Genomic DNA, 21,749 nt, shown 5'->3' on the forward strand with positions numbered 1-21,749 from the left:
GAACGGCCCTCGGAGGGCCTGCGCGGGCGTCCGGTGACGGGCTGTGCGCGGTCCGGTCGTCACATCGTGTGAAGGGTCCGGTGGAAGTTCCGCAGGAAGTTGTCCACAGGCTGGGGACCGAGGACGCGCGATGCCCGTCCGGACGGGCAGTATGGGGTCATGACTGAGAGCAACGGGTCCGACGCGCCGGACCGGGCGGACCACCAGACCGAGCGAGTGCAGCAGACCGGGGAGATGCCGCACTGGGAGAAGCGCTTCCGCGCACCCCGGGTGTCCCTCCCCGACTGGGCGGAGGACGCCCCCGACCGTTCCCTGTTCGTGTCGAACGCGACAGGGACGTACGAGCTGTACGCCTGGGACCGGGCCACCGGTGAGCAGCGCCAGGTGACGGACCGGCCGAACGGCACGACGGACGGGGTGCTCTCCCCGGACGGCGAGTGGATCTGGTGGTTCGACGACAAGGACGGCGACGAGTTCGGCGTCTGGCGCCGGCAGCGTTTCTCCGGCGGCGAGGACGAGCTGGCCGCCCCGGGCCTGGACCCCTCGTACCCGGCGGGCCTCGCCCTCGGCCGCGACGGCCGCACGGCGGTCGTCGGCCGCTCCACCGACGAGGACGGCACGACGATCCACCTGGTGCGTACGGGCGAGGCGCCGGTGGAGCTGTACCGGCACCGTGAGTCGGCGGGCGTCGGCGACCTCTCCCACGACGGCTCGCTGATCGCCGTGGAGCACACGGAGCACGGGGACGCGATGCACTCCGCGCTGCGCGTGATGCGCCCCGACGGCACGACGGTCGCCGAGCTGGACGACACCCGCGGCGGCACCGAGGAGCTCGGCCTGGAGGTGCTGGGCTTCGCGCCCGTGGCGGGCGACACCCGGCTGCTCATCGGGCACCAGCGGCGCGGACGCTGGGAGCCGATGGTGTGGGACGTGGCGACGGGCGAGGAGACCGATCTGGAGCTGGACCTGCCCGGCGACGTCAGCGCCGAGTGGTACCCGGACGGCAGCGCCCTGCTCATCGCGCACGGCTTCGAGGCGCGCGGCGAGCTCTTCCGCTACGACCTCGCCGGGCGCCGGCTGGAGAAGATCCCCACGCCGCGCGGCGCGGTCTCCGGCGCCACGGCCCGGCCCGACGGCAGCGTCGAGTACCTGTGGTCGTCGGCCGCGCAGCCGCCGGCGGTGCGCTCCACGTCCGGCGGTGTCGTCCTGGACCCGCCCGGCATGAAGTCGCCCGGCTCGGTGCCGGTGGAGGACGTGTGGGTGGACGGCCCGGGCGGCCGCATCCACGCGCTCGTGCAGAAGCCGGCCGGCGCGACCGGCCCGCTGCCCACCGTCTTCGACATCCACGGCGGCCCGACCTGGCACGACAGCGACTCCTTCGCGGCGGGCCCGGCGGCCTGGGTCGACCACGGCTACGCGGTGGTCCGCGTCAACTACCGCGGTTCCACCGGGTACGGCCGCGCCTGGACGGACGCCCTGAAGCACCGGGTGGGCCTGATCGAGCTGGAGGACATCGCGGCGGTCCGCGAGTGGGCCATCTCCTCCGGCCTGGCCGACCCGGGCCGGCTGATCCTCACCGGCGGCTCCTGGGGCGGCTATCTGACCCTGCTGGGCCTCGGCACGCAGCCGGAGTACTGGGCGCTGGGCATCGCGGCGGTCCCGGTCGCGGACTACGTCACGGCGTACCACGACGAGATGGAAGCGCTGAAGGCCATGGACCGCACCCTGCTGGGCGGCACGCCCGAGGAGGTCCCGGAGCGCTTCGAGGCGTCGTCCCCGATCACCTACGTCGACCAGGTGAAGGCCCCGGTCTACATCTCGGCGGGCGTGAACGACCCGCGCTGCCCGATCCAGCAGATCGAGAACTACGTGAAGCGGCTGGAGTCGCGCGACGCGGTCCACGAGGTCTACCGCTACGACGCGGGGCACGGCTCGCTGGTGGTGGACGAGCGGATCAAGCAGATCCGCCTGGAGCTGGACTTCGCGGAGCGGCACCTGCCGAAGTGACGGGCGCGTCCCGCGCGCCGGGGGAGTCCGGGTTCACCCCTCGGCGCGCGGCGGCTCCCGCACACCCCGTCATGTGGGGACGGGCACCGTTGGCGCGGGGGCGCGCGGCGGCCCCGGTGTCCGTCCCGTCGGGTCGGGCTCACCGCGTACTCCGCGTCCGCCTCCCCAGCAGTTCCGCGAGCCCCCGCCGGGTCGCCGCCAGGACCACGCGGTCGCCCGTCTGCAGGACGTACGTGTGGGGGAGGTCCCACACCAGGCCGGAGCCCGGCGGTTCGGTGCCCGTGTGGTCGCCCCTGGCGGCCGTGTCCAGGGCCAGCACCCGCCAGGCGCCCGGCCGGAACGCCTCCGCGACCGTGCGCCCCTCCAGCTGCGGATGCCCGTCGACGACGACCGCCGCGAACAGCAGCACCCGCCGCTCCACGGGGATGGCCCCCAGGATCTGGCGGCCCATCATCGCCCCGGCGAAGGCGGGCGCGGCCAGGTGGGACACGGACCGGCTCCGGGTCAGCGCGGCCGGGTGGGCGGTGCGCAGCGTCCGGTAGACGGCCTTGGCGAAGTCGTCGTCGTACAGCCGCAGCACCGCCCGCAGGTCGGGGCGTACGGAGCGGGCGTAGAGGACGGCCTCCAGGTTGGTGGTGTCGATGCTGGTCAGCGCGAGCAGCGCGTCCGCGCGGTGGATCTTCGCCGACTCCAGGACGCCCTCCTGCGTGACGTCCCCGACGACGACCGGTACGCGTAACCGCCGGGCGACGGCCATGCCCCGCGCCTCGGGGTCGGCCTCCACGCACACCACGGGGATGTCCTGTTCACGCAGCCTGGTCAGCACCCGGGTGCCGATCTTGCCGAGCCCCAGCAGCACCACGTGCCCGCTCAGCCCGCGCGGCGGTTTCCGCAGCGCGGAGGCCGTGCGGAAGGTGCCCAGCGCCTCCAGCACCGCGGCCAGCAGCACCGGCAGCAGCAGCAATCCGACCAGCCCGGACAGCAGTTGGAGTATCTGCTGCCCGGTCGGCGCCCCGATCGCGGGCTCGTTGATGGCGAACAGGTCGAGCAGCGTGATGTAGATGGCGTGCAGCGGATGGTCGTCGGTCACCACGATCAGCGCCACCGCGAGCGCCACCACCGCGGCCACCAGCCCCGCCAGCGACCAGCGCAGCCGCGCCGAGAACAGCGAGGCGAACGGCATCACCCCGGTGCGCCGGGCCGGCAGCGGGGGACCGGAGTACGACACCTGCTCCAGCACCACCGTGCCGCGCCCGGTCGCCGCCGCCACCGCCTCCGCGTCCGGCAGCATCTGAGGCCCGTCGCCACTGTCCTCCGAACCCTCCGCGCCCGCCGGGTCGTTGCTGGTGGCGGAGAGCAGCGCCAGCGTGCACAGCCCCGGGTCGGCCACCTCTCCGGGCCGCGGCGGCCGGCGCTCGACCGCGCGCAGCAGCAGCCCCTCCGCGTCGACGACCTTGCTGGTGCCGACGAGGGCGGTGGCGACGAGCGCGGGCGCGGTGGTGTCGGCGTCGGACAGCACGGTGGTGGCGATGTCGGCGCCGTGACCCCCGCGTCCCGCGGCCGAGCCGCCCGCCAGTTCGGCGGCCTGGTCGAGGAGTTCCTCGATGTGCTGGCCGAGCCGCCGGTTGTAGAGGCGCAGGACCAGACGCAGCCGGGGGTTGAGCCGGCGGGCGGTCAGCGCGGCACGGATGTTGGTCTCGTCGTCGTCGTAGACGAGGGCGAGCGCGGCGGCCCGGTCCACGCCCGCGTCGGCGAGCACGGCCTCGGTGGGCTCGGCGGCCTCCATCAGCCGTTCGTCGGGGACGAGGGTGTCGTCGGAGCCGCCGGTGCCGCGGTTGACGGCGGTCACCATCCGGCCGAACAGCGCCGCGGAGGCGGCCCGGGCGCGTCCGGCCATCGGCTGGGGCGGGGTGAGCCGTGAGGGCGGTACGACGAGCACCACCTGTTCCCGGTACACGCCCCGCAGTTCGGCGGCGAGGCGGTGCGCCAGCCCGTCGTCGCCGCACACCACCATGTGGGCGGACGGATCGCTGGGCGGGGCGGGGTTGGGAAGGAGGCTCACCACAGGGCAGAAGACTGCCTGATCATGACGTGTGGTTCCAGGGCGCACGACTAGCATGACGGGCGCACGCCTGAGGCGGACGCCGTACACCGGGACGTGCGGTGCGTACGTCGACGAGGGAGAGGTGTGGGGGAGTTGCCCGGTCAGCCCGACCCGGCCCGCCGGTCCCGTACGCCTCTGAGCCGGCAGCGGGTGCTGTCCGCCGCTGTCGCCCTCGCGGACGAGGGCGGGGCGGACGCGCTCAGCATGCGGAAGATCGCCCAGCGGCTCGGCGTCGTCCCCATGGCGCTCTACAAGCACGTGGCGAACAAGGACGAGCTGCTCGACGGCATGATCGACACCGTGGTCGGCGAGATCGACCCGCCGGTCGAGGGCGCGGACTGGCGGAGCACCGTCCGGCTGCGGGTGCTGTCGGCCCGCCGCATGCTGCTGCGCCACCCGTGGGCACCCGCGGTCATCGAGACGCGGATGAAGGAGCGCCCCGCCCCGACGCCCGCGGTGATGGCCTACCTGGACGGGATGATCGGCGTGTTCCGCGCCGGCGGGTTCTCGCTCGACCTCGTCCACCATGCGATGCACGTCATGGGGAGCAGACTGATGGGTTTCTCCCAGGAGCTGTTCACCGACTCCCCGTCCTCCGCCGCCGCCTCCTCGCCTCCGCCGGAGGAGATGGCCGCGCGCTACCCGAACATCGCCGAGTTGGCCGGCGCGGTCGCGCACGAGGCCGGGTCGGTCGTCGGCGGCGGCTGTGACGACCAGTACGAGTTCGAGTTCGCACTCGACCTGACCCTGGACGGCCTCGAACGCCTTCGCAACGCAGCCGCCACTGCCGACTGAAGCGCACGGCCGCGCGACCCCTTGCCAGGTGTACGGCGTACACCCATGATGAGAGGTGTACGCCGTACACCCACCCCCCACATCCACCCCCGGTGCGATGGAGGCGACAGGATGAAGGCGATCGTCCAGGACCGTTTCGGTCCCCCGGACACTTTGCGGCTCGCGGACGTGGACCGTCCCGAACCGGCCGACGGACAGGTGCTGGTGCGCGTGCACGCCGCCGCGGTCAACCCGTACGACTGGCACATGCTGCGCGGCGACCCCTACGCGGCCCGGCTGCTCGGAGGGATCGGCCTGACCCGCCCGAAGCAGCGGGTGGCCGGGATCGACGCGGCGGGTGAGGTGGCGGCGGTCGGCCCCGGGGTGCCGGGTCTGAGCCCCGGTGACGCGGTGCTGGGCTTCTGCCCCGGAGCTTTCGCCGAGTACGCCGTCACCACCCCGGACCTCCTCGTCCCCAAGCCCGAGAGCCTCACCTTCGAGCAGGCGGCGGCCGTCCCGATGGCGGCGGTGACCGCGCTGCGCGGCATCAGCACGGTGGGGCGGGTCCGGGCCGGGCAGCGCGTCCTCGTCAACGGGGCGGGCGGAGGCGTCGGCACGTTCGCCGTGCAGGTGGCCGTGTCGCTGGGGGCGGAAGTCACCGGCGTGTGCGGCGCGGACAAGGCCGGCCTGGTGCGCTCGCTCGGCGCCGCATACGTCGTCGACCACGCCCGCGAGGACTGGACGGACGGACGCCGGCGCCATGACGTGATCCTCGACAACGTCGGCAACCTGCCGCCGTCCCGGGTACGCCGGGCGCTGACCCCGGCGGGCACGCTGGTGGCGAACGGCGGAGGGACGCCGGGGCGGGTGTTCGGCGCGATCGGCGGGATGCTGCGCGTGGTCGCCCTGAACGTCGTGGTGCGGCAACGGCTGGCCGTGATCGTCCCGTCGGCCCCGTCCGGCCCGACGCGGGAGGACCTCACCGCCGTGAGTGAGCTCGTCGCGTCCGGGCGGCTCACCCCGGTGATCGGCCGCACGCTCCCTCTGAAGGACGCCGCCGAGGCCGTGCGCCACGTCGAGCGGGGCCACGCGCTCGGCAAGACGGTCCTCGCCGTGAGGTGAGCGGGGGCGCGGGAGCCGCCCGGACATAGGGGACGACACCCACGTCCGGCGTCATCCGTGCGGGTGCCGCCCCCCCCTGTCTCTGGGTGCCGACACGGATGGCGTAGGCGCGCGCGTCGGGTGAGGGTGTGATCACCACGCCTTTCCCGCCCCCCGCTGCCGCCTGGAGCGCGCGTGGGGCGCCGAATCGGTCGGAAGGAGTCCGCCCCCTGATGCACGCGGCGCCGCAGGGAACCGGCCTGAACGACGGTCTGCCGTCCGCCGGTGGTCCGCGGTGAGCGTCACGGCGTGGATGGCGGTGGCGGTCTTCGCCGCGGTCTACGTGCTGATCGCCACGGAATGGGTGCACCGGGTCGCCGCAGCGCTGGGCGGCGCGGTGCTGATGCTGCTGATCGGCGCGACCGACGCCGAGCACGCGTTCTTCTCCGAGGACGCCGGCATCGACTGGAACGTCATCTTCCTGCTGCTCGGGATGATGCTGGTCGTCGCGGTGCTGAAACGCACCGGCGTCTTCGAGTTCATCGCCATCTGGGCCGCGAGACGGGCGCGGGGACGGCCGTACCGGCTGATGGTGCTGCTGGTCGTGGCGACCGGCTTCCTGTCGGCGTGGCTGGACAACGTCACCACCGTGCTGCTGATCGCGCCGGTGACGATCCTGGTCTGCCGGCGGCTCGGGGTGCCGGTGGTGCCGTACCTCGTCGCCGAGGTGATGGCGTGCAACATCGGCGGCGCCGCGACCCTCATCGGGGACCCGCCGAACATCATGATCGGCTCGCGGGCGAACCTCTCCTTCAACGACTTCCTGGTCCACATGACGCCGATCGTCGTCGTGTTGATGATCATCTTGGTGCTGATGTGCCGGGTGATGTTCCGCAAGGCGTTCCACTACGACCCCGAGCGGGCCGAGTCGCTGATGGAGCTGGACCCCAAGGCGGAGATCAAGGACAAACGCCTGCTGCTGATCAGCGGGGTCGTGATCGTCGCCGTCATGACGTGCTTCGTGCTGCACACCTGGCTCCACCTGGAGCCCTCGGTGGTGGCCATGAGCGGCGGTCTGCTGCTGCTCGCGCTGTCCCGGCTCAGTCCCGGGGACGTGGTCAAGGACGTCGAGTGGGAGACGCTGGCGTTCTTCGCGGGACTGTTCGTCATGGTCGGCGGGATGGTGCGGACGGGCATCATCGGCGACCTGGGCGAACTGGCCGCGGAGGCGACCGGCGGCAACCTCGGGACGACGGCCATGGCGCTGGTCTTCGGCTCCGTGGTCCCGTCGGCGATCATCGACAACATCCCGTTCGTGGCGTCGGTGAGCCCGATCGTCAGTGAGATCGTGGCGTCGGCGGGCGGGGCCGGCGAGGCGGAGATGCTGTGGTGGTCGTTCGCGCTGGGCGCGGACCTGGCCGGGAACGCGACGATCATCGCGTCCTCGGCCAACGTGGTGGTGATCGGCATCGCCGAGCGCGAGGGCCATCACATCTCGTTCTGGCAGTTCAGCAAGTACGGCCTGATCGTCACGGCGGTCACCGTGTCGGTGGCGGGGGCGTACGTGTGGCTGAGGTACTTCGCACTGGCGTGAACCGCTGTGCGTGACCGGCGGAACACGGTGAGCTGCCGTTCGTTTTACACGCCTCGCACATGTATGCGACGTACACGAAATTTGTCGTACGGTAAACTTTACTTCGGCTTGGCGCTCTGTTGGGCTGCCGAATGCTCAGTCCGCGGGAAGCGGACCCGGATGCGAGGGGGGACGTGACATGAACCGACGTGCGGTACGCCGCGACACGAACCGGCCCGTGCGCATCGACATCACCCCCCGCGACAGCGTTCCCGAACCGGGCGCCGCCGTCTCCGGCGCCTGACCCGCCCGGCCGCCCCGCCCCTCCGTCAAGGGCGCGGCAGCTCGCCCGTACACCCGGCCCGTACGCCACCTCCGCCCGATCAGGGCCTCCCGGCGTCGCGCCGTACGCGGACCAGGACCACCCGCCGTCACCCCTCACCGCACCCCCGCGGACACCGCGCGCGACGCGGCGCCTCGAGAAGACCGCCGTCCGCCCGCACACCACCCGAGCCCCTTTCAGGCACTGACGCCGCCGTCACCGACCCGGAGGACCGACGCCCGTGCACAACACCGCCACCATGCTCATCGAACTGGGCGCGATCATCCTCGCCCTGGGTCTGCTGGGCCGCCTCGCCGGACGCGTGGGCTTCTCGCCCATCCCGCTCTACCTGCTGGCCGGACTCGCCTTCGGCCACGGAGGCTTCCTGCCGCTGCAGGCCAGCGAGGAGTTCACCGCCGTCGGCGCCGAGATCGGCGTCATCCTGCTGCTGCTCATGCTGGGCCTGGAGTACAGCGCGTCGGAACTGGTCACCAACCTCAAGACGCAGTACCCGTCGGGGGCGGTGGACTTCGTCCTCAACGCGGTGCCGGGCGCCGTGGCGGCGCTGATCCTGGGCTGGGGCCCGGTCGCGGCCGTCGCGCTGGCGGGCGTCACGTGGATCTCGTCCTCCGGCGTGATCGCGAAGGTGCTCGGCGACCTGCGCCGGCTCGGCAACCGCGAGACACCGGTGGTGCTCGGCGTCCTCGTCATCGAGGACCTGGCGATGGCGGTCTACCTGCCCATCCTCACGGCGGTGCTGGCGGGCGCGGGCCTGGCGGGCGGCTCGGTCACCCTGCTGATCGCGCTCGGCACCGTGGGCGCCGTGCTGTACCTGGCGCTGCGTCACGGCCGCCTGATCAGCCGCGCCGTCTCGTCGGACAACGCGGAGATGCTGCTGCTGGTGGTGCTGGGCCTGACGTTGCTCGTCGCGGGCCTCGCGCAGGAACTGCAGGTGTCGGCGGCCGTCGGCGCGTTCCTCGTGGGCATCGCGCTGTCCGGGGAGGTCGCGGAGGGCGCGAGCAACCTGCTCACCCCGCTGCGGGACCTGTTCGCCGCCGTCTTCTTCGTCTTCTTCGGCCTGTCCACCGACCCGTCGGACATCCCGCCGGTGCTGGTCCCGGCGCTGCTGCTGGCCCTGGTCACGGCCCTGACGAAGGTGGCGACAGGCTGGTACGCGGCCCGGCGCGCGGGCATCAAGGGCGGAGGCCGCTGGAGGGCGGGCGGCACGCTGGTGGCGCGCGGCGAGTTCTCGATCGTCATCGCGGGCCTCGCGGTCGGCGTGGAGCCCCGCATCGGCCCGCTGGCCACGGCGTACGTCCTGATCCTGGTCGTCGTCGGCCCGCTGACGGCGCGCTGGACGGAGCCGCTGGCCCGCAAGCTCACGGGGCGTCCGGAGACGCCGGTGGAGACGGAGCGGACAGCGCCGGAGCCGGCGAAGGTGTGAGGCGTCGAAGAGGCGAGCGACTACTCGCGGCTGAGGATGTCGGCGGCGACGCCCACGCCCTCACGGGTGCCGATGACGATCAGGGTGTCGCCGCCGGCCAGCCGGAAGTCGGGCCCGGGGGAGGGGATGGCCTCGGCGCGGCGCAGCACGGCGACGACGGACACACCGGTCTCGGTGCGCATCCGGGTGTCGCCGAGCACGCGCCCGTTCCAGTAGGAGGTCGCCGGCAGCTCGATCCGCTCGGCGACCAGGCCCAGTTCGGCCGTCGCCAGCAGGTTGGGGCCGTGGTGCGAGGGAAGCAGCGCGTCGACGACGGAGGCGGCCTCCTCGGCGTTCAGCTTCAGGCACACCGCGGTGTCGTCCGGGTCGTCCTTGCGGTAGACGTTCAACGTCCGGGAACCGTCGAGATGGGCGATCACCGACAACCGCCGCCGCTCCCGCGTCACGAGGTCGTACCGCACCCCGATCCCCGGCAGCGGAGTGTGCCCCATCCGCCCAGCGCCGCCCATGACCGTCCCCCTACACCGTCTCAGTTCACCTACGGGCCATGACCGACGGCACCCTACGGCACGAGGGGTCGGGGGGCGACATCCGGGCGGGGGCGAGACGCCCCGGAGCCGGGCGCGGCGGGCCCGGGGGGGACGAAGCCCCAGCGTACGGCGCACCGGGACCCTCGGTTACTCTGCGGCAGCGCCCGGGGGGAGCCGGGCCTCCACACGCCGGACCGGGGGGTTCCGGTCGGCCCGAGTTCCAGGAGTACGCCCCATGAACGGACCGCGCCGCAGTGCGCTGCTCGCCTCCGTCAGACCGATGCTCGAGCCCGACGAGCGGATCGAGGTCGTGACCATCGTGACCACGAGCCCCGTCTCGCTCGGCAGAACCACGGCGTTCGCCCTGGCGTCGGCGATCGTGAGCGGCGGCAGCATGACGATGGCCCCGGCGCCGACGGCGATGCACCTGGTCATGACGGACCGCCGCTTCTTCCTCTTCCGAGGGGAGCCGACGGTCGTCTGGCCGCGAGAACTGGTGATGACGTTCCCGCGCGCCGGCCTGGTCCGCACGGAGATCGACGACCGCAGGATCAACTCGTCCTTCGTCCTGTCCTACCCGGGCTACGAAGAGAGCCTCCAGCTCACGTTCTCGGCGTTCGGCAGGAAGAAGAGGAACCAGATAGCGGCGGCGGTGCCGGTGGGGGGCTGACACCGCAGGCACCGCCTGGACGGCGCGCAGCACGCGGCAGGCGGTGCCGGTCAGGCAGGCGGCCAACGGACGCCGGAGCGCTTCAACAGCCGCTGATACGCGGTGAAGAAGCATGCGACGGCATCGCGAGCGCTCACCGGCGTGCGCGCGGGCGCCGAAGGGGAAGGGCTGCGGGTCGGGTCACACCTTCTTGACCACGATCATGTCCGGGACCAGCTTCTCCAGGTCGTCGACGTCCGAGGTGAAGACGGTGACCTGTCCCTTCTGCTGTCGCGCGATGACGGCCAGCACGGCGTCGATCGCGTACGTGTGGCCGTGCAACTTGGCACCGGCCAGGAGCCGGCGCGCCTGGCGGGCCTCGTTCTTCCCGATGTCGACGACCTGGAGCCGGGACAGTACCCAGTCCCAGCGTTGCTCGGTAGTTCTGCCGTCGTACGCCTCGACCAGCGTCATCGGTGAGGTCACCACCTCGGCTTCCCCGCGTGCCGCGAGATCGAGCCAGGCGATCATCTTCCGGTCCCCGCGTACCGCGAGGGACAGGGCTTCACAGCCCAGCACGAAGACGCGAAGGGGCCGCCCACCGCGCTCACCGGCTCGCTGCTTCACGCAGCCTCTCCGGCATCGCGCTTTCCGGCGGCCCGACGCCGGACGTGTTCGGCGTCGAGTTCGTCCAGCTCCTCGAGCGCTGCCGCCTGCTCGTCCTCGGTGACGGGGCCGTGTTCTTCCTGCAGCCAGTCGACCAGTTCCCGAAGCCGGTCCCGGTCACGCTTGAAACGCAGCGCCTCGGTGACATACGCCGACAGGCCCCGCTCGGCCGCGTCCACGCGGATCTCGTCCAGGAGATCCTCGGGGATCGTGACGGTCACCTTCTTCGTCGCCATACAAAGGACCATACTCCTGGTATCAGACTCCTTACCACTCGGCCCACGTGACCGAACCCGGTGATCAGACGGCGGTGGCGGGCCACGGCCGACGGCTGAGTACAGGTCGGCGTGGAGTGAAGGCGAAGGGCGGGAGACACGTCCGGGAGTTGATCCTCAACTCGGCTCCCGAGCGGACCCCAGAAAGCACTCAGGGGCCCGACCCGCTAAGCGGATTAGGCCCCTGAAGTGGTGTTACGGCTGTCGGGGTGGCGGGATTTGAACCCACGACCTCTTCGTCCCGAATGAGGTTCGGGCGTGATCATCACCGGTCTCTTTGTTGTTTTGCCTGGTCAGGGCGTTGGAGTGCGGTGGTGTCGGGTGGCCTGGAAAGGGCTTGGGTAGCGGGTTGGCTCCCAGATGGCTCCCAGCGAGACCGCAGCCAACGGCCGCTGAGTCCGCGATTCGCGCCGTGTCCGCGAAGGCCGACGAGGCGAGCAGGCTTACGGATATACGTGTCACAGAGGGTGATGCACCTGGGCGGTTGATCACCGGACCGGTCAGGGCAGCCCAGTCCTGCCTGGAGACTGGCAGACTGCGATTGTGATACGCGAACCAGCAGAACTGCAGATCGATGACGACGGCCGTGTGTCCCTGCCGCTGGGACTCCTCGCGGAGGCCGGCCTGGATGCAGGCGGTCGGATCCTGGCGTTCAGCGACGGCGACGGGCGCATTGTGCTGCAGCGAGAGGCAGACGCCTTCAAGGCGCTGCTGCAGGACGGGACTCTGTGAGTGGAGATCCCGCCGCCGCTAGGCCACTCCCGTCGCAGCGGTCGGCGATCGTCGGCCTGCGACCGGGTGGCGTCGGTGAGTGCGCGGCTTGCGGCTGCCCGCCTCCACCACGGGGAAGCGCCGAGAATAGAGCTGGACGGATAGGAATGGGTCCTCGCCAGGCGGGACGACCCGGAGAAAGCTGTCCCTAAGCTGCTGGAGATATGAGCGAGCAAGGACTACCAGAAGCGCCGGCCGAGCAGTGGACACCACCGGAGGGGTCGTGGGCGTCGTCGGCCGCGAGCCGGCGGAGCATGCTTGGCAACCGGAATCGCGATACCGCACCCGAGCTGCTCCTCCGCTCGCTTGTCCACGCCGCTGGACTGCGTTACCGGGTGGCTGCAAAGCCGCTCCCGAAGATGCGCCGCACGGCCGACATGGTCTTCCGCCCAGTGAAAGTCGCAGTCTTCATCGACGGCTGCTTCTGGCACGGCTGCCCGGAGCACTTCGTGATGCCGAAGACGAACCGGTCGTACTGGGAAGAAAAGATCGGCCGGAACATCCAGCGCGACCGGGATACAGACGATCGCCTCGCGGAGGCAGGCTGGCTGGTGCTCCGCTTCTGGGAACACCTCGAACCAGAGGCGTGTGCCGCGACTGTCATCGAGGCAGTGGCCGCCCGGCGGCAGGAGGTCCAAGCCTCGAAGCATCCGAAGAATACCTCCTGACCGTCGCGTCGCTGGCGGTAGCGGCCATCTGATCTTCGCCCGGTTCAGCGAGAAGAGCTCGTGCCGCTGGTGTCCTTCTTGCCCCCTCTATGAGATGGAGTTGATCAAACTGGCGGGGTCTGGTCAGCTCCCGTCGTAGGCCACCTGCAGTCGTATGGTGCCCTTGGCCGTGTGCAGAAAGGCGTCGCCCTGTCCGGCCAGAGCTTCGGCTCCAGTCTCGTCCAGAATGATGCGGCTGTCGGTCGCCGTCTTGACCCGCAGGGCGAGTTGGGCAGGGAAGTTTGAGCGGATGGTCGTCGAGATAACGTCCGCACTCGGTCGCTGCGTGGCTGCGATGACATGGATGCCCGCAGCGCGGGCCTTCTGCGTCAGGCGCTTGAGCAACGCTTCGATTTGCTTCTTCTCTTCGGGATCGCTGGTGAGATCGGCGTACTCGTCCAGGACGATAACGATCCAGGGCTTTCGGTCTGCTTTGTCGACCTTGGCGTTGTACTCGACGAGCTTGCGTGTGCGGATCGCCTTCATCTCCTTGTAGCGCACGGCCATCTCGTCGACGGTTTCCTCAAGGATCTCGATGGCGTCAGCGGCGTCCATGCCGATCATGCCGTCAAGGTGAGGGTCGTCCTCGAAGTCGACAAGCTCGGTGCCCTTGGGATCGACGAGGCGGAGTCGCAGGGTGCTCTTGTCGTACCGGACCAGGCCCTTGAGAATCGTGTCCAGGGCGACGGACTTTCCTGATCCAGTAGTGCCGGCCACCAGCAAGTGCGGGGAGTCTGCGGAGGACAGATCAATGGTGACGGGGTTGCCCTCGATGTCGGTGCCCAGCGGGGCGATGAGGCTCTCGGGATCGGCCGGGCACCGCTGCCAAAGCGCCTTGGCGTCGACTCCGTACTTCTCGTCGTCGATCTTGGGGATCTCGAAGAGCACGGAGCCGCGGTCGCTACGGGTGCGAATGCTGAACCCGGAGGGCAATGCCAGGGCCAGGAAAATCTCGTCGCGCCGGTTGGTCAGCTTATCCACGGTGACCCCAGGACTGGGGATGAACCGGAAGATGTAGAAGCCGGGTCCTTCCTGCCACTTGCCGACTTCCGGAGCGGTGACCGCGACCTTGTGGCGGGCGAAGACGTCAACGACCTTGTTGTATCGAAGCCTCAGCTCCTCGTCGGAGAGCCCACCGCGGTGAACCTTCAGAGGGACAGGATCTACCTCTGCGGCAGGGTGATACGCAACTCCATGTTCCGGCAGGGACGTTGGCGCGGCCGCCTGGGCAACCTCAACAGGTGCCGTCGGTTCTTCCGGGGTGGGCAGTTCGACGGGAATACCCATTGAGGAGGTCTTGACGACATCGTCGGGGACTTGAACCGCCCCACTGAGGTTCCCAGAGACAACAAGGCGGTCGGCATTGGTGGGGTCCTGATTGGCGCGCAGAGCGCCGATGAGGTTCAGCAATTCCTGCTTGTTCAGCCTCACCAGGGTGTGCTTGCCGAGGCTTCCGACCGCGGGTGCCGGCTGGTCATCCTCGGCTGAGATGGCCACGGCAACGCCGGTAACCTGACCGAGCTGGACATCTTCGGAGCGTAGGGCGTCAAGGACCGTCGCCTCGACCTGACGGTGGTCGTCATTACCGATCAAGGTGCGAGCTGGAAGGTCTGCGGCCTGCAGGGCGTTTCCACTGGTCTGGGCGATTGCGGCGGCAAGCTCGTCCAGCCAGAAGGGACGGTCGTGGCGAGCCTCGCCGTCCGAACGGAAGGCATCCTCACACAGGTCGGTGGTGCGGTTGAGCTGTTCTTCAGCCGAACCGACGTCGAAGGTCTGGCGAAACTTGGACTCAGCGACCAGGACATCCAGGCGAACTGTGCCGTCGTCCTGGATGGTCAGCACGAACCGGCCCAGATCGGCACGGGTTTTCTGTCCGCGACCGAACCAGCGGTGGTGCTCGTCGAAGCTGATCCAGGTGACCAGGCTCGTACCCTGTCGAGAGACGGGAAACTGCTGATCGATGACAAATCGCGTCGCGACCAGGCCCACGACTTCGTTGACCGTGGTGCCGATGCCGAGGGAGCGCAGCACGGCGCCAGGGGCCACATTGCGGCCGACCTCGTAGATTCGCTTAGCGGTGCCTTCGGAGTCCTGCGGGGTGACGACGCCGATCTGCTCCAGGCGGCGCCGCAGTCGCTGGACGACGAACTGCCGACCGGTCTGCGAGCTGACGATGAGAGTGTAGGACTCGTTCTTGCCAACACTGGGCTTGACGAGGATGACGTCAGGGCGGTTGCGCAGGGCATCGATCTGCTCACGGCCGATGAAACTGTCGAGGGTGACGACCCAATGGGCCACGCGATGCAAAGTGGCGAACAAGTTTTGGTGCTGGTCGAACTGCACCTGCATCTCGAAGTAGTCGATGCCGTCGACACTCTCCCGGGAGACCGGGGAACGGCGGTCGTAGCGCACGCACAAGGTTGACCAGGACTCAAGAGTCTCGTCGGCGGTCTCGGGCAACAGCGCTCTCACGACGTTCTCGCTGGTCTGAGCCAGGTTGTGTGAAGCTGGGTGCTTCCAAGGGTTGAAGGAGCCCGACAAGGACTCCTTCTTGGTGCTCTCCTTGATGCTGGTCTGGGTACCGAACAGTGCCGGAGCCAGCGCGAGGTCGATGGAGTCTTCTAGCCCTGACAGGTCTGCTTCCTGCTCGGGCTCCCATGCCTGCAGGATGAGTTGGACGTCGGGCAGGAAGCTGTCCTCGGACATCTCCGCACCGGAGAAGTGCAGGTCGAAACCCTGGATGATCTCGTGATGGGTGGCCTGGGGAGCCAGCACAACCAGATCAACTTTCAGGCGAGGGTTCTTGGCTCGCATCTGCTTGGCCACGCGCATCGGCAGGACAGGGTCGCCGTTGCGGTCCAGGAGCAGCACGCGTAGGCCGTCAAGCTTGTGGGGGTAGGTCGTCAGGTAGTCGGTGATGACGCGGACCATCTCGTCGATCGCGGTCTCGTCGACGCTGGAGAGCCATTCCTTGGACTCGTTGCCGCTGAGGCGGACCGGGGCGTACTCCTCGTGCCCGGCTGATTCGCGCATCGGGATGGCGATCGTGCCGCCGGGCCCGACGAGGACCGCCGGTGTCCCATGTGGGGAGATACGGTCGATGGCGTCGAAGAAGAGATCCTCGTTCTCCTGGTTGAGACTCAGACCTCCCTCCCTGTTCAGGGCGGTCTCGATGCTGCTGGCTGCCTCCGCGTAGTTCTTTGCCAGCCAGCGCAGCTTCAGCGGGTGGGTGGCCAGCATCATCATGCGGTGATCGGCCAGCCCAATGACATCGGTCAGGACGACGGCCTCAAGGTCTGCGTTCGGAGCGTTGTCGGGAACCAGGGTGGTGCGAGCTTCGCGGAGTATGCCTTCCCACTCGCGTACGTAATCGTTGATCTTCTCAGCGTCAAGCCCGTCGGAGAACCGCTCGAAGTGCTCCAGCTTGAGGCGCTTGAGCTGACCCGCGAAATGTGATGCAGGGACAGGCGCAGGCTCGTCGACCTGCCACTGCCGGGGGTCATTGAACTTCTCGAGGAAGGTGTCGAAGGTCAGATTGCTGGCATAGCCAGGGGGGTTTCGCCAGCCGTGGATGAGGGCCGCCAGTGCGATCTGCCCGGGGATGCCCAGGGGGTCCCAGCGAAAGCGTCGCTGGGCGGCGCCGTCCATCTCGACCAGGATGCGCAGCGGGGCCCACTCGGTGTTCGGGTCAAAGGGCTCGTCCTCCTCCGGCAGGGGCGGCTTGGTCAGGTCCAGCAGGCAGTCCTTGACCTCCAAAGTCAGGCGAAGGCCGGTGGAGTCCTGGATATCACGCAGGGTGCGTGCGTACAGGAAAGCGAACAGCCAGCGGCTCCACCGCCCTGCTTCCTGGTTGCCTTCAAGCCCGACGACGACGGAGCCTTCCTCTTCGTCAGAGAAGTAGGTCAGCTCGCGCAGCAGGGCACGCAGTGGGTCCTGGACGAACTGAGAGTCCGGGAAGGCAAGCTTTTCGGCTTTGCGGCGCGACCGCTTGGACAGCAGGTCGGCCAACGGCTCGGCTCCACCAACGGGAGCCTCGTCAAGGAATCGTTGTGCGGCTTCCTGGTCTCCGCGATCAAGCGCATCTTCGATCATCATGGCGTCGAACTCGTCGACCCGATCTGCGTCGGCCCTCTCGATCTCCTGCCGGACCTGCTGGCCTAGACCGATCTTCTTGGACTTCTGCTCAAAGACCTCAAGCCAGAGGGTCAGATCCTGCTCGCGGCGCAGCTGACGAGAATCCTGCGGGGTAGAGCCACTGCGATTGAGGTTTAGTACGAGGCTGCGCATACGCGTCTTGGCAGTCTCGGAGTCCGTGCCAATGTGGTCCAGCGACTCCTCGCTGAATTCGGTCGCGGTGATGCGGTCTATCAGGTCGTCCTCGGTGATCTCCTTGCCGGTGGGCTGCTTGAAGGCACTGACCGAGACGTTCTTCTTGATCCGGGCCGGCAGCGCGGCGGGCTTGAGGAAGAGTCCTCGGTCCGGGAAGAGGTCAAGAGCGGGCAAGGCTGCAGAGATCTCGGGGTAGACCACGTCAGGGGTGTGGACCTGAGTTGCTGCGACCTTCTGCGTGGTCTCGACCAGGAAGGCCGCCCAGCGGTGCAACGACCGGGGCTCCTCATCGGTGACGGCACGCCAGATCTCCGGCAGAAAGTCGACCATCAGGGCCGGAACGGTGCCGCTGCCACCCGCCTCCCGCCAGGCTTCTGCCATGAACCTGTCGAACCCGCGCTCGCCAGAGGAGTCGTGGTAATCGCCCAGGATCGTGGCATCGTTCAGGGCATTCATGGCCGCCAGCCCCTGTGCGTCCGGAGACTGCCCCCACTCGAAGAGCAACACCGCCGTACCCTGTCCCGAATTTCGCCACTTGGTCAGCTGGTCCTGCGGATCCAGGAGGTAGTCAGCAGGGACGCCTTCAATGGGCTCTGAGGTTCCGACCTTGACGACAACCTGGCGGTCCGGTGACTCCAACAGCCGCTGGGCCGTGCGACGGAGGGCCTCGGCCACGGTCGGCCGGTCGAACCCGCTGACTCGCAGGACGGCATGGGCTCCGCTGATCTCAGTGACCTTGCGGAGTGCTTCGTCGGCGACGAATCGACCGAGCGCTCGGATGCTGCTGTCGGTCACCGGGGCTCCCCTCGAACCATGCTGGTTGCATCTGAATATTGAGTGAGCAGACCGATAGCGGCCAGCTTCTCCCGGAACGCCTTGCCGTTGTGGTCAAGGACCGATGAGTCGACCTCATAGGCCAACGGGCTCGCAGCTGCGACCTTGTTCTCCACCACGAGCCCGTACTTCTCGTACAGCAGCGCGCAGAACTGGTCGAACTCCATCTCCGTGCCCTGCGGGACGGTGGCAGATACCAAGCCCTCAAGCATCGGCGGCTTCATGGTGAAGTGCCGGCGCCCAGCCGTCGCGTTCAGGGCTCCCACAGCAGCGAGGGTCTCGCTGAAGAACGCTCGAGGCGAGCCGACCGCGTTGCCGGCCTCCTTCGTGAATCTTTCGTAGCGGCGCTTCCTGGCCTCATCGCCTTCGGCTTCGAGTTCCTCGATCATTTCCCGAGCCTGGACGTTGATCGCGTTGACGATGTCATTGCGGAAGCCGGTGAGGTTCTTCTGCGACTCTCTGCGCAGCGGGGTTGCCTCGTTGCCGAAGTCCAACAGGATCGACTCGCGATTGGTAGCACCGAGCTTCGTGCGTGCGAGGTGCAGCTGGTGGCGTGCCAAGCAGTAGGGGACCCAGTGCATGAGGCTCTCGGTGCGCTTGGCCCTGGGGACCGTCGCGATCCGAGTGACGATGTTGCGGGTCCCTTCCCTCAGCAGATCAGGCCACGGGCTGAGATCCTCACGCAGCTTGATTTCTGCGTCCGAGCCCTCCACGGGCGCTTCGTCGTAGTCGAAGTCGTGTGCGCTGAGCGCCTTGGCAAGGTTGCCCAGCGGGGTGCCGCTGTCCTGCACGAGGTCGCGCAGGCCCTGTCGGGTCGCTTCCTTGCGGTCCGGATCAGGGTCAGTGCGTAGGACTTTGTAGGCCCAGCTCCCGCCATCGCGGAAGAGGTAGCGCTCGATACTCGGAGCGTTGATGCCGGCAGCGACCTTGCTGGCCTGCTTGCGCTTTTTGGCGCTCCTCTTGGAGGATGCGTCGATCTGCTTGATTCGTCGTTCGACTGCGTCGTAGTGGATGAGCTCACCGACGAACGGATAGATGTGCGCGCCGAACCAACTGGGCTGGCTACGACGTCCAGGGATCTCAACCAACAGGGACGAGAACAGGGCGTGGAGCGTTTCCACCGTCTCGGGAGAGTCTAGCTCGACGGCCTTGCTGAGTTCCTCGTCGCCCTCAACGATGCGGGCCTTGGTCGCGATCCGCCGGGCCAGGTCGTGCGAGGTCCTCTTGTAAGCCGTGGCGGCTCCGTTGTTCAGGAGTCCCGGGAACTTCTCCGGGTCCTCCTGATGCGCCAGGTAGACGCCGCGGGCGATCGCGAGCATCTCAAGCGGGACGTAGAAACCGCGGCCCTGCTGTTCGAGATTCACTCCGAAGAGGCGAAGGACAACCTCGGCCTTGGAACGATCAGCCATCACGCACGCACCGACCTGATCTTGTCGCCGACGTCGATCATGAGCTTCCTCATGATGTTGCCCACCAGCACCTGGATCTCGTCCTCTTTGTTCGACGAGTCAGCCAGCTCTGCCAGGGATCCACTCAGGCCGCGGATCTCTGCCTCGTGCTGGACCTCGCTACGCAGGCCCGCGGCCCACCGCGTCAGCAACTCGAAGCGCAGGAGGTCCGCCTCCACCGAGACTGCGTTCTGGTTAGGTGCGATGGCCGGGATACGAATGTAGATGGCTCGGTTGAGCCACTCGACGGCGTTCTGCATCTCGGGGGTTGTGCCCGTGCCGGCTTCCCTTTGCCACTGGGTAACCTGGTCGACGACCTCGACGCCCTTGCTGGGCACTCGCCGGGAGATTACGGCGGCGCGGGCACGGTGGGTGAAGAAGGCGGGGTCAAGTATGAAGAAGTCGGGATTGCTTCCCGCCCGGTGGATGCCCTGGACGGCCTCCAGGCCCTTGAGGAAGCGGTCTCGCACCCTGGTGTCTGCCGGGTCCCGGTTCTTGTCCTGGACACGGACGAAGTCGTCGCCGGCCTGCAGGCCCATGCGGGCGAACCGGTCCGTGTCGTCGTCGCTGTTGAAGAAGTCAGCTCGTCGCAGGAACGTGTACAAGCCCCGCAACTGCTCGGCCTGCTTCTGGACGTCCCGATTCGTACGGACCTTCTGCAGATAGCTGCTGGCGTCCGCGGGAGGGAAGTCGCCAGCCGTGTCCGGGTCCAGTCGGTCGTCGACCTGGCGCCGAGAGACCTTGCCCGGGTCCAGCTTTCGTAGCGCGAAGAAGGCAGGAACCAGATGACGTTGTTGCTGGGTCAGCCGGTCACCGAAGAGAGCTTGGTGGTACAAGTGGGGAGCCTGCCACAACCTATTCGAGTGCGACCGCTGGTACTTGGCATGGACGTTCTCGCAGGACAGGCCGCCGGTGAGCATGTAGCTGGTCACCGACAGCGCCTGGCGTGTCGTGATTACCGCCCCAGTGCGCTCGGCCGCGGCGAACACGTCCCGGATCGCGGCCCGACGCTGAGGCCCGCGGGTAAGGTCGTTTAGTTCGTTGCGGTTGGCCAGGATCGGGCAGACGTTCCGTGCATCACAGGTCTCGCAGGGCTTCCACCGCGACCATTGGTTCGTCGTCCACTGCTTCAGGACCCAAGGAATGAGTCCGCCGTTGTCACTGTCAGCCGCTACGGACTGGTAGTTGAGATTGATAACAGTGACTGTGCCATCGGGGTCGGTGACCTGCCCCCGGACTATGCCCTCTGTGAGGGTCTTCACCAGAATCTTGGCGCGCCCGGTGCCGCCTTTGCCCAGGTTGTCATCTTCAGCGACGCACTTGCGCAGTTGGCCCTCGTTTGCGCAGATGATCGCGATGCCCTCGTCCGGAGGGTCAAGAAGTTCCACGAGTTTGCGAGCGCCCGCCTGCGGGCTGAGCTCGCTGAGATCGCTGAGGATGTACAGCGGGCGTCCGCTACGGGTCTGGCCTATAGAGCGGCTGGCGTCTCCGGCCCCGGACAGCTCGAGGAAAACAGCCTTCCGGACCTCTGGTGTGATCGGCTCGGCATCGACCCGCAGCTCGGCCAGAAGGCTGGCACACAGGCTCGTCTTGCCATGCCCGGCGTCCCCGGTGAGGACGATGGTCTTCGTGGTTGGCCGTTCAATGGCGTCCAGCAGGTATTTCAGCGTCACGACAGGGAACAGCGACTGCGTCCAGTCTGCCTGCAGCTCGTAGATCATCTCAGAGGTGTCGGCGTCGAACGGCTGGTAGCGACGTATCCGTTGGACGTGTTTGTTGACCTCTAGCGGCATCTGCTGTCCTTCGTCGACCGGGCCGTAAGCGCTGCAAGATTTTAGCCGCCAGCGCGCCTGACGGTAGATCAAATGGGGTGTCACAGTGCCTAGGTACGTCGGGCTCGCCAGCGCGTGACACTGTCGGGGACCTTGGGGGATCGGTGATGGCCGCGCTTGATGCTGCGGTGCTCGATGGTGACTGCGAGTCGCGTTGAGGAAGCGCGGGCCCTCAACGCCGTGGTAGCAGCAGCACCGCAGCTGATGGCGGTTGATGGGCTGGCCTAGGTGCTCGTGATGCTGGTAAGTGAGGCGTAGAACCGTCGTGATCGGCAGTTCAGGCGGCACTTAGGTGTCGGTCTGCCGCGCGCGCTCACCCTTGATCGAGTACGATGACCGCTCGTTCCGCCGGTTCTACAAGCAAGCGCAGAGGGGGCACACGT

The 21,749-nt window shown here is 68.4% G+C and carries 15 protein-coding genes; 8 read left to right on the forward strand and 7 right to left on the reverse strand.

The annotated features are described in order from the left end of the window. The first annotated feature begins 159 nt into the window (after positions 1-159). A complete protein-coding gene (locus AY578_RS17685; RefSeq protein WP_258902968.1) occupies positions 160-2,007 on the forward strand; it encodes a S9 family peptidase in 1,848 nt (615 codons plus the stop codon). Between the two features lie 139 nt (positions 2,008-2,146). On the opposite strand, the gene AY578_RS17690 is transcribed toward AY578_RS17685, so the two are convergent. Next, the gene (locus AY578_RS17690; protein WP_258907385.1) at positions 2,147-4,021 is read right to left on the reverse strand and encodes an NAD-binding protein; all 1,875 of its coding nucleotides are present in this window, start codon (positions 4,019-4,021) and stop codon (positions 2,147-2,149) included. A 240-nt stretch (positions 4,022-4,261) separates the two neighbouring features. On the opposite strand from AY578_RS17690, the gene AY578_RS17695 reads away from it, so the two are divergent. From AY578_RS17695 to AY578_RS17710, 4 genes are all read left to right on the forward strand, one after another. After that, positions 4,262-4,906: a TetR/AcrR family transcriptional regulator gene (locus AY578_RS17695; RefSeq protein ID WP_370878992.1), complete on the forward strand. Its 645-nt coding sequence runs from the start codon at positions 4,262-4,264 to the stop codon at positions 4,904-4,906. Positions 4,907-5,017: 111 nt separating this feature from the next. Next, positions 5,018-6,007, forward strand: coding sequence for an NAD(P)-dependent alcohol dehydrogenase (locus AY578_RS17700; RefSeq protein ID WP_028959507.1), 990 nt, complete (start codon positions 5,018-5,020; stop codon positions 6,005-6,007). A 292-nt stretch (positions 6,008-6,299) separates the two neighbouring features. Continuing rightward, positions 6,300-7,580 carry an ArsB/NhaD family transporter gene (locus AY578_RS17705; protein ID WP_202415915.1) on the forward strand — a complete coding sequence of 427 codons (1,281 nt, stop codon included), beginning with the start codon at positions 6,300-6,302 and terminating at the stop codon, positions 7,578-7,580. A 542-nt stretch (positions 7,581-8,122) separates the two neighbouring features. Beyond that, the gene (locus tag AY578_RS17710; protein ID WP_019524315.1) at positions 8,123-9,325 is read left to right on the forward strand and encodes a cation:proton antiporter; all 1,203 of its coding nucleotides are present in this window, start codon (positions 8,123-8,125) and stop codon (positions 9,323-9,325) included. A 20-nt stretch (positions 9,326-9,345) separates the two neighbouring features. Here AY578_RS17710 and AY578_RS17715 read toward each other — a convergent pair whose 3' ends face one another. Then, a complete protein-coding gene (locus AY578_RS17715; protein WP_258902971.1) occupies positions 9,346-9,816 on the reverse strand; it encodes a cation:proton antiporter regulatory subunit in 471 nt (156 codons plus the stop codon). A gap of 274 nt (positions 9,817-10,090) precedes the next feature. Here AY578_RS17715 and AY578_RS17720 point away from each other — a divergent pair, with 274 nt between their 5' ends. Next, a complete protein-coding gene (locus AY578_RS17720; RefSeq protein ID WP_258902972.1) occupies positions 10,091-10,525 on the forward strand; it encodes a hypothetical protein in 435 nt (144 codons plus the stop codon). A 180-nt stretch (positions 10,526-10,705) separates the two neighbouring features. On the opposite strand, the gene AY578_RS17725 is transcribed toward AY578_RS17720, so the two are convergent. Together AY578_RS17725 and AY578_RS17730 are read right to left on the reverse strand one after the other, a co-directional pair. Then, positions 10,706-11,131, reverse strand: coding sequence for a PIN domain-containing protein (locus tag AY578_RS17725; protein WP_258902973.1), 426 nt, complete (start codon positions 11,129-11,131; stop codon positions 10,706-10,708). Beyond that, a complete protein-coding gene (locus AY578_RS17730) occupies positions 11,128-11,406 on the reverse strand; it encodes a CopG family transcriptional regulator (protein ID WP_258902974.1) in 279 nt (92 codons plus the stop codon). The genes AY578_RS17725 and AY578_RS17730 overlap by 4 nt, the downstream gene beginning before the upstream one ends. A gap of 582 nt (positions 11,407-11,988) precedes the next feature. Between AY578_RS17730 and AY578_RS17735 the strand changes: the two genes are divergently transcribed. Both AY578_RS17735 and AY578_RS17740 read left to right on the forward strand, forming a co-directional pair. After that, positions 11,989-12,177 (forward strand): hypothetical protein, encoded by a 189-nt coding sequence (locus AY578_RS17735; RefSeq protein ID WP_125505105.1) that lies wholly within the window; start codon positions 11,989-11,991, stop codon positions 12,175-12,177. A 203-nt stretch (positions 12,178-12,380) separates the two neighbouring features. Beyond that, positions 12,381-12,884, forward strand: a complete 504-nt coding sequence (locus AY578_RS17740) for a very short patch repair endonuclease (protein ID WP_258902975.1) — start codon at positions 12,381-12,383, stop codon at positions 12,882-12,884. A gap of 123 nt (positions 12,885-13,007) precedes the next feature. Here the strand turns inward: AY578_RS17740 and AY578_RS17745 are convergent, their stop codons facing one another. The 3 genes from AY578_RS17745 to AY578_RS17755 are packed head-to-tail and all read right to left on the reverse strand — an operon-like array spanning position 13,008 to position 21,411. Next, the gene (locus AY578_RS17745; RefSeq protein ID WP_258902976.1) at positions 13,008-18,047 is read right to left on the reverse strand and encodes an FtsK/SpoIIIE domain-containing protein; all 5,040 of its coding nucleotides are present in this window, start codon (positions 18,045-18,047) and stop codon (positions 13,008-13,010) included. Beyond that, positions 18,044-19,495 (reverse strand): hypothetical protein, encoded by a 1,452-nt coding sequence (locus tag AY578_RS17750; protein ID WP_258902977.1) that lies wholly within the window; start codon positions 19,493-19,495, stop codon positions 18,044-18,046. Before AY578_RS17750 ends, AY578_RS17745 begins: the two co-directional genes overlap by 4 nt. Beyond that, positions 19,495-21,411 (reverse strand): hypothetical protein, encoded by a 1,917-nt coding sequence (locus tag AY578_RS17755; RefSeq protein ID WP_258902979.1) that lies wholly within the window; start codon positions 21,409-21,411, stop codon positions 19,495-19,497. Before AY578_RS17755 ends, AY578_RS17750 begins: the two co-directional genes overlap by 1 nt. Positions 21,412-21,749: the final 338 nt, after the last annotated feature.

Origin of the sequence: Streptomyces thermocarboxydus (assembly GCF_024760485.1) — a bacterium.
Taxonomy (GTDB): Bacteria; Actinomycetota; Actinomycetes; order Streptomycetales; family Streptomycetaceae; genus Streptomyces; species Streptomyces cellulosae.